The organism is Paenibacillus sp. FSL K6-2859, assembly GCF_038008265.1.
GTDB classification, from domain to species: Bacteria; Bacillota; Bacilli; order Paenibacillales; family Paenibacillaceae; genus Paenibacillus_AQ; species Paenibacillus_AQ nitricinens.
On sequence record NZ_JBBOYU010000001.1, the window covers coordinates 4,524,400 to 4,541,957 of the forward strand.

A 17,558-nucleotide genomic window follows, 5' to 3' on the forward strand; every position below is an offset into this window, starting at 1 on the left:
CCCTATGTACTTGATTTCTCTTTAACTTGACATGCATTAGTTACTTTATGTTAATATAAACAGATCATGAAAGTTGATATATCATCTATATTTCAATTAGGAGAGATCACATGGATTCCAAAGACCGATTAGGTTTAGTTATTCGAGATTTGCACTTAGAAATAGCCAATTATTTAACAAAATTGCTTGCACCCGTTCGGCTTGCGCCTGAACAACATTTACTAATGGCGTTGTTGCTTGAGAAAGAAGGTCTATCTCAGAATGAGATTGCTAATCAACTTGGGAAGGATAAAGCCAGTGTTGCCCGAATGATCGCTAGCTTAGAGAACAAGGGATATATACATAAAGTAACAAGTACGCAAGATCGTCGGTCGGTAAATGTTTTTGTCACAGACGAAGGCAGGAAATTAGAGACTACAATCAATGAGGTGACGATCAAATTAAACGAAATTATAGCGGCAGGATTATCACCTGCAGATTACTCCACGCTAACAACTTTGTTAACCCGTGTGCAGAATAATGTAAGAGAGGCATAAATGCATCTCCCTTGCTCAATAGTTGACATATCATCTTTTGCATAAAAATAATTCGAATCTATTTCTGAAAAGAGGTTTATCCTTATCATGGAATCAACAGCAGCTGTTCAAGTTAAACGTCCCGCCCTAATGGCCTTCTCACTTATGCTAGGAGCATTCGTTGGGCTATTTAGTGAAACCGCCTTAAATATGGCTTTTACCAACTTAATGGATGAATTTTCAATCAACGCCTCAACGGTTCAATGGTTAACCACAGGATATTTACTTGTATTAGGTATCCTCGTTCCGATATCCGCCCTATTAATGCAATGGTTTACCACCAGACAATTATTCACAGCATCCTTGCTATTATCTATCGTTGGTACTTTAATTGCTGCCCTCTCCCCCAATTTCACCTCCTTATTAATTGCGCGTTTAGTGCAAGCTTTGGGAACTGGTTTATTGCTTCCCCTAATGACGAACATTATTCTAATTATCTTCCCTGCACATAAACGCGGAACGGTCATGGGAATGATGGGACTAGTGACGATGTGTGCTCCGGCCATCGGACCAACGCTATCTGGATTGATCGTGGATCATTTGGGCTGGGAGTTTATATTTTGGATCAGCTTACCTTTATTATTATTTACATTTGGATTCGGATTAACATTCATCAAAAATATAGCCAAAATCTCTAAGCCTAAAATAGATATTTTATCCATCCTGCTTTCTACTTTCGGATTTGGTGGCATCGTATTTGGATTTAGCAACATCGCTGACCATGCTTTCAGTGAAATCATTGTCTATCTTCCTCTTATCGTTGGTGTCATCAGCTTAATCCTGTTTGTTTTACGACAGTTTAAATTGGAAACGCCTATGCTAAATTTAAGAGTGTTTAAATATCCTATGTTTACAATAGGTCTTATTATGGTCTTCTTTGGAATGATGATCATTTTGTCCTCTGCCATTTTATTACCGTTATATTTAAAAGGAGGTTTATTGTTATCCGCCACAGCTGCAGGAATTTTACTCCTTCCAGGCAGTGTGATTAACGGAGCTATGGCTCCAGTGACTGGGAGAATATTTGATAAATTCGGCCCGAAGCTATTGCTGCCGCTTGGATTCTCCATCGTAACCATTGCAGGTTTTCTATTCACAAGCAACTCTACTGAAACCAGTAGCCTGACCTTTATTTTAATACACTGCGCTATGTTTATCGGATTAGCAATGGTCTTTATGCCCGCTCAAACCAATGGCTTAAATCAATTACCCGTGAAATACTATCCGGACGGTGCTGCTGTCATGAATACACTTCAACAAATCGCAGGTGCTCTTGGTACAACGTTCGCTGTTACACTAATGTCTAGCGGGCAAACACGATTCGCTAACACACATCCAACTGCTGCACAGCCTGAAGTTTTAACCGCAGGAATTACATATGCATACATATTTATCGCAGTGATTGCAGGTATAGGATTGATTTTATCGTTATTTGTGAAGCGTATTAGAGTTCATTAATTTTCATCAAAAAAAGGCAGTGGACATGAGCTGTCCGCTGTCTAAATTTTATTCCATATATTTCTCATAAAATACTAAGGTTAACTTATCGTTTACTTGCTTTGTTTCTTCTGTTCGTTTATATCCTACCTTTTCATATAAATAGCAGTTCCTCTGCTCTTGTTCAATACTATCCAGCTCTCATTTTTTCGCATCATTATATTTCTGTTCGATCAGAAGTAGGCTGTCAGATATTCCTTTTGTCATCCGATTTAGAGGGATCTCTAAAAGAGCCCGACATACCCGTAAAAAGTCCAATTAATCCAATAAAAACTCCTAACCCACGACCACCCTCGTAGGCTAATATCACAACTACTCCAAACAATGTGATGTGAAGACCAAAAAGCTGAGTTTGCAGGACGCTAGGTTCGATAAAATCTAATAATGCTCCTACGTGAAACATTACAACAACTAGCACAATTAGAACGGTTAAGATCCACAATCCTAAACTAATCATCTTTACCTCCATTAAAATTTATTATCAACTAGACACTCCTAATTTCAAATAAAGACACTTGAGTCTACCGACTCCAGCGTCTCGTCATGTTGGTTTATGACTTGTTTTTAGGTATGATATAGAGCGTTCCGTCTTCTTTAAATTCAGCATAGGCAACATCCTCAATGTATTTATAGCCTTGCTCCATGACCCGCTTCTGAATCTGTTCCTTGTTCATCGACCTGCCCCGCATGGACTCTTCCAGTACCCTACCTTTATCAATAACTGTAACGGAAAAAGTAGAGGACTGCTCATCTTCAGACTTACGCATAACCGACAGAGAACCATTCGTCTCGAGCAAAGCATACTTTACTTCACTTAACGAAAAAATATTTTGTTGCCGCAGCATGAACAGCAGTTGGGTAAACTCAATATCGTATTTCTCCATCAAATCCTGATTCACTTTGCCAGCGTCGATTAATAGTACTGTCCGACCTTCTGCCATGTTCCCGAACTTCACAAAATGGGTAGTCGCCTTTTCAAACAAATAAGACAAAGCGGTCCAGATAAATAGAGCAAACAGCAGATGCCAGACCTTCACCTCATCATCGTATATCGTATTCCCTACAATCTCACTTAAAATCAATGATGACAGGAAATCGAGTGGCGTCAATTGGCTAAGTGTCTTGCGGCCAGTAATAAAGGTAATAATCCACAAACCAAAGAAGCTAATGATCAGTTTAACACCTATAGTTACAAATATATCCATTGGTGCACCTCCAGATGGGACTTCGCACAGGGTCGTTGACCTTATGACACGAAATCCATTCATGAAAGGTATTACACACTCCTAGTGGGGGATAAACAGCAAACAAGACTCTCTGCAACTTGCCGTTATGTTGGGATGGTGATAAGGAACGTTGTGCCTTTCCCTTTTTCACTATCGACTTCAACAATGCCTTTCACTTTATCAATGGTACTATAGACCATAAGCATCCCTAGTCCCGTCCCTTCAGCTTTGGTCGAATAATACGGTTTACCGAGACGCGATATTTCTTCCTTTGTCATTCCAATGCCAGTATCGCGAATACTGATAATAATATTTTGTTTTTTTTCCGAAATATCGATGAACAGCGTACCACCGTCCTTTTCCTTCATGGCTTCGATTCCGTTTTTATAAAGATTAATAAGACATTGCTGTATTTGATTGCGATCATAATTTTTAAATAGCGAATTATTAAAACTAAATTTGACCTCTACTTTGTGCATAGTGGCATAAGGCATGATGATATTCTTAGTATATTCTGACTCTGGCTGCATGTTGGAATAGACCATATTATCGGATTGCGGCTTAGCAAATGAGAGATAGTCACTCACGATTTTTTCAGCCCTCTGTAATTCTAATAGAGATAATTCTACGTACTGTTTCTCCTCCCTTGTGATCGTCTTCGATTTATTCAACAGCTGTAAAAAACCGCTGGTCACTGTAAGCGGGTTTCTGATTTCATGTGATACACTTGCCGCTAACTCGCTCACAACATTTAATCTTTCAGATTGCATAATTCGGTCGCGATTCTTAATATTAGTAATAATCTTTTCTATTAAGATCATATTGATACACATCACCCCGACATGGGTCGTAAAGGCATTTAAGGTGAGAAACCAATATTCCCGATTTAAACTCCCCTGTGTAAAACCTAATGTAATTAGGTAAAATCCCATCGTCAGAAAAGAAATTATTGTTGCCGCGATGATGCGACTTTTCGAATCTAGTTTTAAGAACCTTTTACTATATAGAGGGACCAGGATTAGGATTGAAGTGGCGAAAAGAAAGGATTGTAACGTACCCTCTCCCCCTACATAAAATCGATAGATATTTAAAAGGATATACAGCGGTAGAACGTTCTTGTATCCACCAAAAAGAGCCACAATAATAAACGGGACATATCTCAAATCAAAAATAAAACCCATATCGAGTTTAAAAGGTTTGGCTATACAGAGACACATCGTTACTGCCGACAGAAGAACCAGAATCTTACTATTATAAGCAAAAGCTCGATTCTCAAAGAAAATCAGAAAAATTACAATTGGAAACAATAAAAAAAAGAAATTCAAAAGCAAAGTCTCAAACAAGGGATAACTTCCTTTCAGCCTAGTGTTGCATAAAATAAAGGTTTTGATAGCGCACTGGAAAAATACGCTAAAATAATATTATAAGTAAAGTTCCCCATATTAACTATGTATTTCTCAACCATTTTTAAAATAATAAAAAAAGGACCTGACGGCGTCCTTGGAGTGAATCAGGGCGCTCGCTCGTTTACGTTACCGGCAGTATATTGTATTCGATTTTTCGCATACATTCGGCTCGTTTACGTTACCGGTGGCACATTGTATTCGGTTTTTCGCATACATTCGGCTCGTTTACGTTACTGGCGGACATTGTATTCGATTTTTCGCATACATTTGGCTCGTTTACGTTACTTGCGGCACATTGTATTCGGTTTTTCGCATACATTCGGCTCATTTACGTTACCGGCGGTACATTGTATTCGATTTTTCGCATACATTCGGCTCGTTTACGTTACTGACGGTACATTGTATTCGATTTTTCGCATACATTCGGCTCGTTTACGTTACTGGCGCGGACATTGTAATCGATTTTTCGCATACATTCGGCTCGTTTACGTTACCAGCGGCACATTGTATTCGATTTTTCGCATACATTTGGCTCATTTACGTTACTGGCGGCACATTGTATTCGGTTTTTCGCATACATTTGGCTCGTTTACGTTACCAGCGGCACATTGTATTCGGTTTTTCGCATACATTCGGCTCATTTACGTTACCGTCGACACATTGTATTCGATATTTCGCATACATTCGGCTCGTTTACGTACCGGAAGCTCATCGTATTCGATTTTTCGCATACATTCGGCTCGTTTATGTTACTATCGGTACATTGTATTCGATTTTTCGCATACATTCGGCTCGTTTACGTTACCGGCGGACATTGTATTCGGTTTTCCACATATATTTGTCCGTAAGCTCGACTAAAACATGCATTTCGAAGGATATAAGGTCCCCTTAGCCAGCAGTTGAATATAGACCATTCATTGAATTCGTTTCACATTTCTCCGCAGTCTTGAAATTTTATAAATTCTATTATTGCAAAAAACAACCAATGAATGCTTTAATGATGCGATGATATTCTTACTCGTAATTTATTTAACGAATTATGATTATTTTGTCTTTTGTAAACCTCTTATTATGATCGATACAAGCAGTATTCCTAAATATCCCCCTGTAATAGGCGAAACCACAAAAATACCAATTATATTCCTGCTCGAACTAAAAAGTAACTTCATACTGGTTACAGCTACAGCTACAACAACTACTGATGTCCAGAAAATAACTTTTTGTTTTGTTGTTACTGTTGGCATTATCGTTACCGTTTCATGGTGTCGATACAAAGAACTAATTATCATCCAGATTAGCAAGAGTAATCCGGATACCGAAAAAGAATGCTGAAGTATTTTATAAAGAGGTAAATTATAAATCATTAATTCTCTTAGAGGAGAATATCGCTCAACAAAGTAACCATTAAAATGCGTAAACCCGTCGATGAACACATGTGTTAAGAAACCAATAATCACAGATAGGATAAACACTACCCAGCCCTTAGAATTCAAACTCCACTTGCTCAAGGTATTGTATGCTCGTTGATCGATATTATAGTTTGAAGGAAGATGCAATACTAAAATCTCCTTAACGATACTATGGAAAATCACGGCAAGGATCACACATAGGGGAATCGCCTGCAAAAATAGTCCTGTTAGAGAATGTCCTATACTTTGATAGGGCTCAAGCATAATAAAATATTCAAAATCAGGTGACATACTTCCTAGAATCAAGCCGGTAGCACTAAAATATTTTGGTTTCACATATTTAAACGGAAGTGCAAAAATAGGATGAGCAAAGGTAAAAGGCATAATCATCTCCTAGTGTTTTTTTATAACTTCTTAGCAACAAAGGTAATACAGTCTGTTGTCAGTTTTACAGCTTGTCCTTTTCTTTCAATCTCATATTCTAATTGTTTTACAGATTGTTGTTGAACTTCCCACTCAGTGTACTGATGAACTAATAAGTCCATCATTTTTTCTGTAGATAAATTCACTTCAAACATTAGATCTAATTCTTCAACATTTTCAAGGTTTACCTCTTGTATGTTCGATCCGATAATAATGCAATTGGTCCCATTTGTTTTTGTTCCATAAATCATTTCATTAAGTTTTCTGTGAAGTACCTTCTCCGAACTTACATGTTCCAAAGAAGACACTGCTAAAATAATGTCATACTCCTCCTTATCGATAACGAAATGTTCAATATCAGATAATCTTGTTACAATAAATGGTTCGACTCCAAATTGCTTACTATAACTTTGTAATTTTTCTATGGCAGACTCCAATAAATCAACGCAAACTACCTTTCCATTTCTATTTTCCATGGATTCCGCTATGGGGATACTATTCCTACCAATTCCAGCTCCTAAATCTAATACACTTAAGTATTCTTGATCTCTGTATTCTTCTAATAGATCAATTACCGTCTTTACGGGTCTATGTAGCCAGGAACCTGGCTCGAATAAATTATAACTATCGTAACACATGTCATGATATCTCTTCTCTGCCGTTCTAATATTCGCTACCCTTTCCATATCACACCTCGGGCTTTCTAAATTAAGCATAATGCTGAAGAAACACCTTTGAAAAGTGGAAAGCAAATCAAAGTCGCAATACGGTTGTTAGCTCTTCTTCAATAATTTCGCCGCTGTCACGGAAACCGAAGCTTTCATAGAGCCTTTTAGCGGGCAAGTTATCAGCCTTATAAGAAATCCAGCAATATTGTGCGGGGCCTGCCGGTAGAGTGCGGATAAATTCTAAAATTCTTGTCATGGCTTCTCGGCCGTAGCCCTGATTCTGGTATCTTTTATCAATCATTAGTCGCAGGATACAATAGCTATCATTTACAAAGGATGGCACTTCATATCCAGTAATACCATAAGTCATCATCACAAAACCAACCGGCTCTTCATCCGCGTAAATCGCAAACGGAAAGGGATGACCACCATTGGTTACAAGGACATAACACGAAGCCATACTTGATAAATTGGACGCTACGAAGCGACGTTGATCGTCTGAAACCTCCAAATTGAAAATAGCACGTCGATTTTCTAGTGTGATCTTTCTGAGCGTAATCATGCTGGGCTTCTCCCTTCATATCTAAATTATTGAGTTTGGATATTATATCATCATTTTCCATGTTTTATGGCGATAGTCTGCCCACTAGCTAAAAAAGGCTACCGTTCAATCGGTAGCCAGGATGAAGTACTTATGTCTTTTATTTTCCTAGAAATCCACCTTCAGACTTAATCACTTGCCCCGTAATCCACTGCGAATCATCACTCGCTAAGAAACTAATGCCTCTAGCTGCATCTTCTGGCAAACCGATTCTTCCCATTGGAAACATAGGTAAAAAATGAGTTTTCATCTCATCCGTTATCCACCCGGAATCCGTAGGACCCGGATCAAAACCATTGACTGTGATATGAAGCGGAGCTAAACCAACAGAAAGAGGTTCAATTAATCCAATTAATGCACCCTTTGTCAATATATAAGCCAGGTTATCAGGGTCAGGCCCTTTAGAAACCATAAAAATAATTCTACCTGGAGTCCCCTTTGTATAATTCTTTTCGAACCTTCTGGCAAATTCAGTACTGAGTAAAACCGTGCCACGATTGTTCACTACATAGTGTTGATCTAACGAAGTGATGCTCAGGTTCTGATAATTCGTGGGCACGCAATAAGCTGCATTGTTAATTAAAATGGAAGCATTTCCTAAAGTTTGTTCTACCTGATCCATAATCTTTATTGAGATTTCAGGATTGGAAAAATCTGCTTCCATGTGACTCGCCCTGACTCCCAAGCTTTTCAGTTCTGCACAAAGTTGCTCCGGCCATTCCTTTTCTCCACCATTCCCTTCCGTTTCATCAAAAGGATGCCAATGCGTAAAGAAAATATCTGCCCCCTGGCTTGCAAGTGAACGGCATATGGCTGTTCCGATTCCTGTGGATCTGCTTGCTCCAGTAACGATTGCTATTTTATTTTTCAATGAGTTCAACTCTAGTACCTCCATTCATTAATTAGGAGGATAGGCACCCGCTCTAATTTTCATAGCTGATTGGCATTGAAGGATTTTCGACACACATTCATCTATGGAAAACTTGTCTGTCTCTACGATCACATCCGGGCTAACGGGCTCCTCATATGGAGAATCAATACCCGTAAAATGCTTGATTTGTCCGGCTCTTGCTTGTTTATATAGACCTTTCGGATCTCTCTCCTCACATACTTCCAAAGGACATTGAACATAAACTTCCTTGTAGGAATCCCCTATGAGAGAACGGACCTTATCGCGTGTAGAGCGGTAGGGAGAGATCGAGGCAACGATCACATTCAGGTTCGCATCAAGCAGAATCTTACCAATCTCACCAATTCTTCTACCAACTTCCAATCGATCCTTTTCGCTAAATTGAAGATCCTGATTAATACCTCTCCTCAATGTATCACCGTCCAGAATGTAGCAATTCTCAATGTGATTTTTCAGTTCCTCTGCAAGCGTCGTTTTACCTGAACCTGATAGTCCAGTTAGCCATATCATTTGATTCATAGAGACGTACCTCTTCCTGCTAGATTCTATTGTTAAAATACTTTGTACAGTTATTCTAGCTTAAACACAATTTCATTACCTGTCCCATCCTTCTTTAAGGGTGAACTAAATTCCCTGAACTCTAAATTTATACCGGAGATATCATCAGGAAGCGGCGGTGATACTACGTAGTTATAAGCTGCATGGCCTGATGAACTTCCGCCGTTCGTCATTCGACTATCGTACGTTTCTCCTATATACAGCTCAAAATGGTGAAGTTTATTGGCATATAATTCAGAGGTAATATCCCAATCCATACTAAGCGTGATAACACTTGCATTCCTGTATTGTCGTATAGAGGTCAGTGTATAGAAGAACTCATCTGCCTCAATAGATTGTAGAACAGCAATATGTTTTCTAAAACCCGTTGGCTCGACCATCGGCTTAAAATGTTCTTCACTAAATAATGTCCCAAATACCGATTTTAAAAAATCCTCGTAGAGTTCAAACTTCGCCGCCCAATCTGAAATATACTCAAAAGGTGGGAATCCTGGATTATTATCCGAGCCTTCCTTACGTTGTTTTATCAATGCACAAATCTGCTCATCGGTATCTGTAATTCTTTGATCATAATGCTCAGTTGGGCGTATAAACTGCATCCGTTTCATCTTAGTCCTCCTTATTGCAATTCTTTTCATTCATATGCTCATTAGACTAGCGTTACTTCAACAAACTATTTTAAACATTTAAACACGAGAAAAAGTGGGATTCTCATCCTTCTCTTATACTCTCCTACACTATTAAAAAACTGAGGATTTGGTTTACATTCTCTAATATCCTCTATTTTAAATCCAACATGTTTCAGTGACTGAAAATACTCTTCAAAAGTTCTGTGGTACTTAACTACACTTTCTCCAATCCAAGGCTCCATTCTCTTACCCATTTCAAAATAGTTATCGACGATCCAGTCCGACTTTCTTTCTGAAGTTGTTGCACTTTTCATGGATGATGTTAGAACCGGATGCTGTACACTAAAAATAAACTGACCATTAGGGATAAGCGCACTACGGATACTATCAAAGATTGGTTCTAGGTCTTGTAAATAATGAATAGCCAATCGAGAGATTACCAAATCATATTTCTCTTTTGGGTAATTCCAACTCTCCATAGTAGCATGGTGAATCTCACTTTTAGATGTATTTAACAGTTCTTTTGCCGCTTTGACCATATTACTTGAACCTTCCACACCTTCGTAAAAGATACATCCCTGCTCAAGCAACTCATATCCGAACTTAGCATCCCCGCATCCTAAATCGAGCACCTTTTTCCCAAGTACATCGCCCATAAAATCATATATAACCGGCTTTTCAATAATGTTATTTGGGCTATCCGCTCTGTTCCTTCTTAATAAATAGTTATAGAAAAAATCCGCATTGTCATACACTGATGACCCTTTGTAATCCAAAAAAATACCCCCTTGCTGTTTAGAGTATACTTTTGGGTAATTTTAGCATTTAAAATAACCTTATACTACCGATAATTTCATTTAGCTCTTAAACCTATCATAAAAAAAACACCCCAAAGAGTCTCTCTGAGGCGTCCAATTCCTTAGTGTTTGATTGGCAACGTATAGTATCCAAAAGCAAGATCAAGTATTGCACTCGCTTCTTGGCGAAGCAAAGGCTTTTTAGAACGAAAATCGACAGTCCCGTCATCATTCACTTTTGTATCTGGATCGACGATGCCTTGAGAGACTAAGGCTGTGATCGCATCAGCGGCCCAAACATCTGTATCCCCCTTAAGCGTGATTTCCGATGCTTTCTTAGCTTGTTTTAAATTTTGAATCATAACGGCTGCTACTTGTCTTGTGATGACAGCATTACGATCAAAACCAGGGATTCCTTTTTTCGTTAATTCTTTATTCCCCTCAATTAAATGAGGAAAGCCGTACCATCCATGGGCAAGAATTAGAGCATCCATAAACTCACCTTGTGTCATGGTTTCCTGTGGTTCGAAATTGTTGCCAGATTTAGCACTTATCACATCAAGCGAATACAGGTTGTCGATGTAAGATTTATAAGCGCTCTCCTCAGATACATCAGCGAATGCTGGCTTCGTGTGCACCTTACGAGCATCTGAAACAAAGTCTGGGCTATTAGGATTCGTATAATAAAAATATTCGATCTGATCGTTATGATCTTTTTTAAAGGCCAATTTATTACCTGATTCATCTTCGAACAATAGCGGATTAATCATTCTTAACGTATGTGTACCGCTAGTTCCAGTTTCCATAATTAGATTGCCATCTGCGTAGGTGAAGTTCGATTTCAAGAAATAGAATCTTGTGTTCAAATAAGTTCCAGTATATTTAGCAGCTTCTGATGCAGGCAATGGGAGATACGTTGGCGCCTCTGGCGCTTTCTTTTCAGGGAAATAGTGATCCATCAAGGCTTCATAAATATCTAAGCTCATCATTGTGTCATTGTTATAAGACATATAGAAAGCGGTATTCTCCTCGGGCAATAATACGATCAGGGATTGATGACCAGGCATATTCCCCCCTTTGAGAACCACATGATGGCCGTTCATCAGATCATTACGATACCCTTCAAATCCTCCAATCGTCGTCATCGGAAGCAATTCATTCGCAAAAACGGAGTACGTTTGCATCATCTTTGTGGTTTCTTTACTAATGATTTGCTTTCCATTCACGCTACCCTGTTGTTGAAAAAGAGTTAAATATTTAGCCATATCTTCTCCTGTGGAAAGGATGCTGCCCTGTGGCCCATCAGTAGGAGCATGCCCAAAGGTTGGATGAGGTTTACCATCTGGACCATAATGTGTGGCCATTCTATCTAAAAGCTCTGGGGTAAAACGTGCACTGGTAGAGTCCATCCCTAACGGTTTGAACACCTGGTTCTCCATATACTTATAAAACGGGATACCACTTATGTTCTCAATCGCGTAACCCGCAAGTAAAAAGGCAAAATTATCATAGGTGTAAGCTTCACCTGGTGTCCGAACGACCGTCGGCATATGCTCCGTCATAAACTTTTTCATGGGGATGTCTTGATCTACATATTCCGGTGCAACAAAGTTAGCTTTATCCGGGTAATCAAAGCCCGTTGTGTATGACAACATACTTCTTAAGGTTAACGGAGTTTCCGTTTCATTAGGTACTTTCATTCCTCCAAGATACGTATTGATATCGTGATCAAGATCCATCTTTCCTTGTTCCACTAGCTGCAGAGCTGCTAAAGCGGTAAATGTCTTCGAGACGGATGCGATCTGAAAGACGGTATTCTTATCGACAAGGGTTTTCTTTTCTTTGTCCGCATATCCGTACCCTTTATTCACAAGCACCTTTCCGTCTTTAACCACTACAAAATTGGATCCGTTCACATTGTATTCCTTCATTTTCTGCGCATATATAGGGTCCGCGAAAGTCTCGATTTCTTTTCCATTAAAAGCTACTTTAGCGCTGTTTGACCTTTCCTCCGTCGTAGTTTGAGCTTCAGTCGTGTTTGTTGCGTTACTGGAGACTGGTGCTGAACATGCTGTAAATACAGCTGCTGATAATAATAGTGCGATGACGCTGAGCCTGCGTGTCTTTTTCTTCATAATCCATTCTCCTCTATAGGGTTATTTGTGAATTCCGAATCTGTTCTGAGTATCACAAACGGAATGTCATTCTAGCTAGAAACGTTCTGTCACCACTTAGCTTTGTTACATGTCATATGACGTGTAGGCTAATCAAAAAAGACACCAACAAGGAGTCAGTGTCTTCCATTTCGTATATTAGTTTAGAGGAGCTTATAGCCATCTTGAAAAATTTTTATGCGTTACTTTGATCTGATTTCGTTCGGCCCAAGCTTTTAACTGTTTCATCACTTCATCTTCATCTTTTTGGGACAAAAAATTAAAACATAATTTATAAGGAACAAATTTATTCACTTTAGGTCTAATCCCAACTACAGGACTAAAATATCCCTTTATATAAATATCATTAATCCGCTCTGCTTCTATTCTTAGATCTTCTATTAATATAGATTCCGGTTGAATCTGAATTTCAACAACCCTTCTGATGGTAAATATCCTGTAGACTAACACGAATGCAACAATCAGACAAATAATAGCCTGACCATAAAGTAAACAAGAAAGCACCAAATCGTCGCTAGCGGTATAGCGATAGTTCAAGTTATAAATTTGAAATATTTGAATCCCCATTAGCAGACTGATATACACCAGCAGCGGTATTAACGACGGACGCCTTACTCTATAAACCCCTATATGATTCATGTGCCCCTCCTTTTCTCACGTCCATATAGATTACCATATGTTATAAAAAATGGATATCGCACTTTTATTCACTTCACAGGAATCTCAATCACTTTATTGTATGCCTTCAAATAGTGCATTCCTTCTATTAGTAGTGACTCAGGCACTGTTTGTGTATCAAATAATAAAGTTCGTTCTTTCATTAGTTTGCCATCCACTTGCTTTGTCTCTTTTTGATTGATCGTTGTTTTTAAAGGTGTACTCTCATTGCTCGTTTCTATAGACACACCATCCAGCATTACATCATCATCAGAAGAGATTGTTATTTCGATGCCTTGAGAAGTTTTGGAGATATCCTTTAACCATAATTCTTTATCACCCAACATAAATGGCTTATCACTAAGAGAAGTCAGGGAATACTTTTCGTCCAGCTTTTGATATCCAGGAAACTCTTTAACGACTAGCTGTATGGAATGTAGCTCCTTAGGTAATGTGTCGAAGCGAATATCAAATGTTCTTCCACCTAATGAGGTTTGATTACCACTACCCAAGATCTCTACAGGTGTTCCATCGACAATTAATTGTATCCCATGTAATCCAAGCTGCACTCGATCAAAATTATCGACATCCAGCTTCCCTTTTATTACAGTCATCGTTGGTGTAGCTGTGATTGATTTAAAGGTAATCGCACCTTTGTCGACTTTTATCTTTTTATTGATCGATTGTTTAATCTGAGTTTCCATGGCCTCATTGGGGTTATAAGGGAACGTAACTGTCCCTTCGCTCATCTGGCCGTTCTCCTTTAGCTGCTGCCAAAAGTGTAACGTTAGTTTTTTTGAAAATGGATTTACGCTGTCAAATGACATCTGTCCTTTAATCTCCGTATGCCCTCCATTAATCAATGAAGTCCCACTTACTACGTTTGAATCAGTTAAAAAACCACTTATTTTTGAGGGTCTAAAAGCGTCTACAGACCTATCCTCTAGTCCATTGGGGTTAGTTAACGTGTAATACATAATGAATTGATTGGCGTCCGCCATAATTCCGTTAATGGTAAGTTCCGTCCCATCTACTAACGTAGTCTTCTTGTTGACGTTTTGTCCCATCCCTTTTTCATTTAGCTGTTGTAAAGTTGTGCCATTAAGCAATTCATCAAAGCCAAAAAGCTGCTTGCCATAATAAGCAAAAGCATTGTAGTTTTGTCCAGAGATCACAGTCACCAATAAAACAACCGCCGCAACCTTCCAAATCGGTGCTATTCTTTTCGTTCTTTTTGCGGGAGCCGAATTCAAAGCCTTTCTTAATCTCATTTCTAATTCTTCAGGTGCGGTAATGGACGCTATGCGTGTCTTCTCATCAGCTAATCGCTCTTCGACATTATTATTCATCAACATCACCTCTGAACTGATTTTTGAGCGTTTGTAAACCATGGTAAATTCTTGATTTAACTGTTCCTATCGAAACCTTTGTAATGTCAGCTATTGTTTGATAATCGAGATCATGAAAATATTTTAATTGAATCGCTTCTCTCTGATGCTCATTTACTTGTAACAATAAGGTCTCCAACTCCATTTGTTGTTCACTTCTGCGATAAGGATCCTTGCTACTCACTATTTGGCCTATTTCCCTATTGTCAACCTTACTCCAATCCTCTAACAGCACCAGCTTGCCGCGCTTATGAAGTAGTCGTTTACAGCCATTCACTAAGATCGTCTTGCTCCAGCTATAAAATGCTTCCTCTTTCTTTAGTTGACCGATCTTTTCATAAAGTGTGACGATCATTTCATCCATGGCATCCATGGCATCATGCGGATTCTTCATATAGCTGAAAGCAAGCCTATAATAAACGTCTTTTTCAGACATAATTAAGTGGAGCAAGGCTTCTTTATTTCCCTTCTTAGCTTTTTTTACCCATCGAGCGACATCCATACCTTCACCTCTCTCCCCTATAAGAGTTTGGAATACCTTAAAAAGTTCATTTTTCAAAAGCTTTTTTTATAATATGTATGGTTTCATTCACCCAAATGTAATATTAAGGAAAATAAGCCTCATCTATACCCCAATCTAGTTGATTTTAAACACTTCAATGTAATAGAATGAACTAATCTAAAAGAAAAGGATGGGCACAAGAGATGCCGTTTAAAGAACCACGTACACTCAGTAAAAGATCTCTATTATTTTTCTCTCTCATTATGCTAGTTAAAAGTTATTTTGCTTGGTATTTTCTATTTGAAGATGGGCCTACTTGGACCACATGGCTTAAAGAAATCCCTTTTATACTTTTAGTCTTTTGCTTGATTGAATGGTTCGCAACGAAACGAAAAATGGCCATCTACATGCTGGTCAATGTGTTGATTACTACTCTATTTTTCTCACTCATTGTATATCATAATCATTTTGGCATCATTGCTACTTCACAAGTATTAGACCAGGTCAAACAAGTAGGAGCCGTTAAGAAAAGTATTTTCTCGGTCCTTCGTCCGCAATATATGCTTATTTTCGTGGATATCATTGTCATTGGTTTGATCATGTTTAGAAAACAAAAGGCACTTAACTGGAAAAAAGCCATGTCGCGTAAAAGTAACCGGAAAGCGGTTGCGATCTTGTTCTGTATTTCCATCGTCATTTGCGCAATGAATATTTTTCCTAACCGAGCCAGTATGAACGAAACTGTTAAAGCCGAGCAAATGGGCATTCTCAATTATGAAGCTTATTCTCTGCTAGCCAATGAGGAAGAAGAACAAATTGATGTCTCTGAGATTACACAAGCAGCGATAAATGAAACTAAAGGAATTCAAGCTACCTCTAATCCAGTTTTATTTGGAGCGGCCAAAGGAAAGAACCTCATCATTATTCAAATGGAGTCTTTCCAGAACTTCTTAATCAATCTTAAGATTGATGGAGTAGAGGTCACACCAAATATGAACAAGCTTGCGGCTAGCAGTTACTATTTTCCACGTTTCTACCAACAGGTTGGACAAGGAAACACTTCTGACGCCGAATTTATTGTAAATACTTCTTTCTATGTTCCACCTGATGGCCCAGCCACTCAAATGTATGCGCCTAAAGAGCTTCCAAGCTTACCTAAGCTACTTCAAGCGCAGGGTTATGATACGGCAACCTTCCATACGAATGAAGTCGACTTTTGGAACCGTGGTGAGCTTTATAGTGCATTAGGATTTAATCGTTACTACGATAAGGCTTACTTTAGTAAAGAGGACACTGTATTTTACGGAGCATCCGATGAAGTATTGTATGAGAAAACAGCCGCGGAGCTAGCAAGAATGGATCAGAAGGATCAACCTTTCTACTCTCACGTCATTTCGATGTCAGCGCATAATCCATTCACCATTCCAGAGGATAAATACAAAATGACCCTTCCAGAACGATATGAAGGAACGTTAGTCGGAAACTATATTCGTGCTCAGAACTATGCTGACTATGCACTTGGTCTTTTTATCGATGAGCTCAAACAAAATGGGGTATGGGATAACAGCTTGATTGCATTGTACGGAGATCACCGCGGACTTCCTATTTTCTCTCTAAAAGAGGATGATCAGGTCTTATTGCAAGAGATCCTTGGTCATGAATATACGGAACGCGAATTGATTAATATTCCTTTGATCTTATCAGCGACGGGGATTACAACCCCAAGTGTTAAAGAACAGCTAGGCGGACAAGTGGATATTTTACCGACCGTATCTAATTTATTGGGTGTTTCTCTTGCGGATCATATTCATTTCGGACAAGATTTATTGAATCAATCGACTTTTAACCTACTTCCTCAGCGCTATTATTTGCCAACAGGTTCTTTCGTAAATAATGAAGAGCTCTTCCTATCTGGCAGTGGCTTCGAGGATGGTCAGCATTATACCTTATCTGGCGATGGTGACCACGCGCAACAAACTACCGAGGATGAGTTCAATCGTGCGTTAGAGCTTCTCCATCTATCAGATAGCTATGTAACACAGTTACCAGATAGAGTAATTGAGGAAAAATAAGCTTATATACACCAAAAACACTGCACTCACCAAATCGGCGAATGCAGTGTTTTTAAATAGCCATTT

Annotated in this window: 17 protein-coding genes; 3 read left to right on the forward strand and 14 right to left on the reverse strand. The window is 38.8% G+C overall.

Annotation, left to right across the window (positions count from 1 at the left end; genetic code table 11):
- Positions 1 to 110 precede the first annotated feature (110 nt).
- Both MHB64_RS20220 and MHB64_RS20225 read left to right on the forward strand, forming a co-directional pair.
- Entirely contained in the window at positions 111 to 536 is a 426-nt protein-coding gene (locus MHB64_RS20220; protein ID WP_094874500.1) for a MarR family winged helix-turn-helix transcriptional regulator, read from the forward strand.
- A gap of 87 nt (positions 537 to 623) precedes the next feature.
- Positions 624 to 2,033 (forward strand): MDR family MFS transporter, encoded by a 1,410-nt coding sequence (locus MHB64_RS20225; RefSeq protein ID WP_341135252.1) that lies wholly within the window; start codon positions 624 to 626, stop codon positions 2,031 to 2,033.
- A 226-nt stretch (positions 2,034 to 2,259) separates the two neighbouring features.
- On the opposite strand, the gene MHB64_RS20230 is transcribed toward MHB64_RS20225, so the two are convergent.
- The 14 genes from MHB64_RS20230 to MHB64_RS20295 all read right to left on the reverse strand — a co-directional run bounded on the left by MHB64_RS20230 (position 2,260) and on the right by MHB64_RS20295 (position 15,477).
- Positions 2,260 to 2,529: a hypothetical protein gene (locus MHB64_RS20230; protein ID WP_094874498.1), complete on the reverse strand. Its 270-nt coding sequence runs from the start codon at positions 2,527 to 2,529 to the stop codon at positions 2,260 to 2,262.
- Positions 2,530 to 2,623: 94 nt separating this feature from the next.
- Complete coding sequence (locus tag MHB64_RS20235) at positions 2,624 to 3,277, reverse strand: YetF domain-containing protein (RefSeq protein ID WP_094874497.1); 654 nt, start codon at positions 3,275 to 3,277, stop codon at positions 2,624 to 2,626.
- 125 nt (positions 3,278 to 3,402) lie between these two features.
- A complete protein-coding gene (locus MHB64_RS20240; protein ID WP_341135253.1) occupies positions 3,403 to 4,623 on the reverse strand; it encodes an ATP-binding protein in 1,221 nt (406 codons plus the stop codon).
- Between the two features lie 1,124 nt (positions 4,624 to 5,747).
- Positions 5,748 to 6,497, reverse strand: coding sequence for a DUF4184 family protein (locus MHB64_RS20245; protein WP_094874753.1), 750 nt, complete (start codon positions 6,495 to 6,497; stop codon positions 5,748 to 5,750).
- Between the two features lie 20 nt (positions 6,498 to 6,517).
- Positions 6,518 to 7,222, reverse strand: coding sequence for a class I SAM-dependent methyltransferase (locus MHB64_RS20250; protein ID WP_341136105.1), 705 nt, complete (start codon positions 7,220 to 7,222; stop codon positions 6,518 to 6,520).
- Between the two features lie 67 nt (positions 7,223 to 7,289).
- The gene (locus tag MHB64_RS20255) at positions 7,290 to 7,766 is read right to left on the reverse strand and encodes a GNAT family N-acetyltransferase (protein ID WP_094874754.1); all 477 of its coding nucleotides are present in this window, start codon (positions 7,764 to 7,766) and stop codon (positions 7,290 to 7,292) included.
- 139 nt (positions 7,767 to 7,905) lie between these two features.
- The gene (locus MHB64_RS20260) at positions 7,906 to 8,685 is read right to left on the reverse strand and encodes an SDR family oxidoreductase (RefSeq protein ID WP_094874755.1); all 780 of its coding nucleotides are present in this window, start codon (positions 8,683 to 8,685) and stop codon (positions 7,906 to 7,908) included.
- A gap of 18 nt (positions 8,686 to 8,703) precedes the next feature.
- Positions 8,704 to 9,288 (reverse strand): adenylyl-sulfate kinase, encoded by a 585-nt coding sequence (cysC, locus tag MHB64_RS20265; protein WP_341136106.1) that lies wholly within the window; start codon positions 9,286 to 9,288, stop codon positions 8,704 to 8,706.
- Positions 9,285 to 9,881, reverse strand: coding sequence for a hypothetical protein (locus MHB64_RS20270; RefSeq protein ID WP_341135254.1), 597 nt, complete (start codon positions 9,879 to 9,881; stop codon positions 9,285 to 9,287). Before MHB64_RS20270 ends, cysC begins: the two co-directional genes overlap by 4 nt.
- A 65-nt stretch (positions 9,882 to 9,946) precedes the next feature.
- On the reverse strand, positions 9,947 to 10,678 hold the full coding sequence (locus MHB64_RS20275; protein WP_341135255.1) for a class I SAM-dependent DNA methyltransferase: 732 nt from the start codon (positions 10,676 to 10,678) through the stop codon (positions 9,947 to 9,949).
- Between the two features lie 143 nt (positions 10,679 to 10,821).
- The gene (locus MHB64_RS20280) at positions 10,822 to 12,834 is read right to left on the reverse strand and encodes a serine hydrolase (RefSeq protein WP_341135256.1); all 2,013 of its coding nucleotides are present in this window, start codon (positions 12,832 to 12,834) and stop codon (positions 10,822 to 10,824) included.
- Between the two features lie 192 nt (positions 12,835 to 13,026).
- Positions 13,027 to 13,512, reverse strand: coding sequence for a hypothetical protein (locus tag MHB64_RS20285; RefSeq protein ID WP_341135257.1), 486 nt, complete (start codon positions 13,510 to 13,512; stop codon positions 13,027 to 13,029).
- Between the two features lie 68 nt (positions 13,513 to 13,580).
- A complete protein-coding gene (locus tag MHB64_RS20290; protein WP_341135258.1) occupies positions 13,581 to 14,879 on the reverse strand; it encodes a DUF4179 domain-containing protein in 1,299 nt (432 codons plus the stop codon).
- A complete protein-coding gene (locus tag MHB64_RS20295) occupies positions 14,872 to 15,477 on the reverse strand; it encodes a sigma-70 family RNA polymerase sigma factor (RefSeq protein WP_341109097.1) in 606 nt (201 codons plus the stop codon). Before MHB64_RS20295 ends, MHB64_RS20290 begins: the two co-directional genes overlap by 8 nt.
- A gap of 206 nt (positions 15,478 to 15,683) precedes the next feature.
- Here MHB64_RS20295 and MHB64_RS20300 point away from each other — a divergent pair, with 206 nt between their 5' ends.
- Positions 15,684 to 17,492 carry an LTA synthase family protein gene (locus tag MHB64_RS20300; protein ID WP_341135259.1) on the forward strand — a complete coding sequence of 603 codons (1,809 nt, stop codon included), beginning with the start codon at positions 15,684 to 15,686 and terminating at the stop codon, positions 17,490 to 17,492.
- Positions 17,493 to 17,558 lie beyond the last annotated feature (66 nt).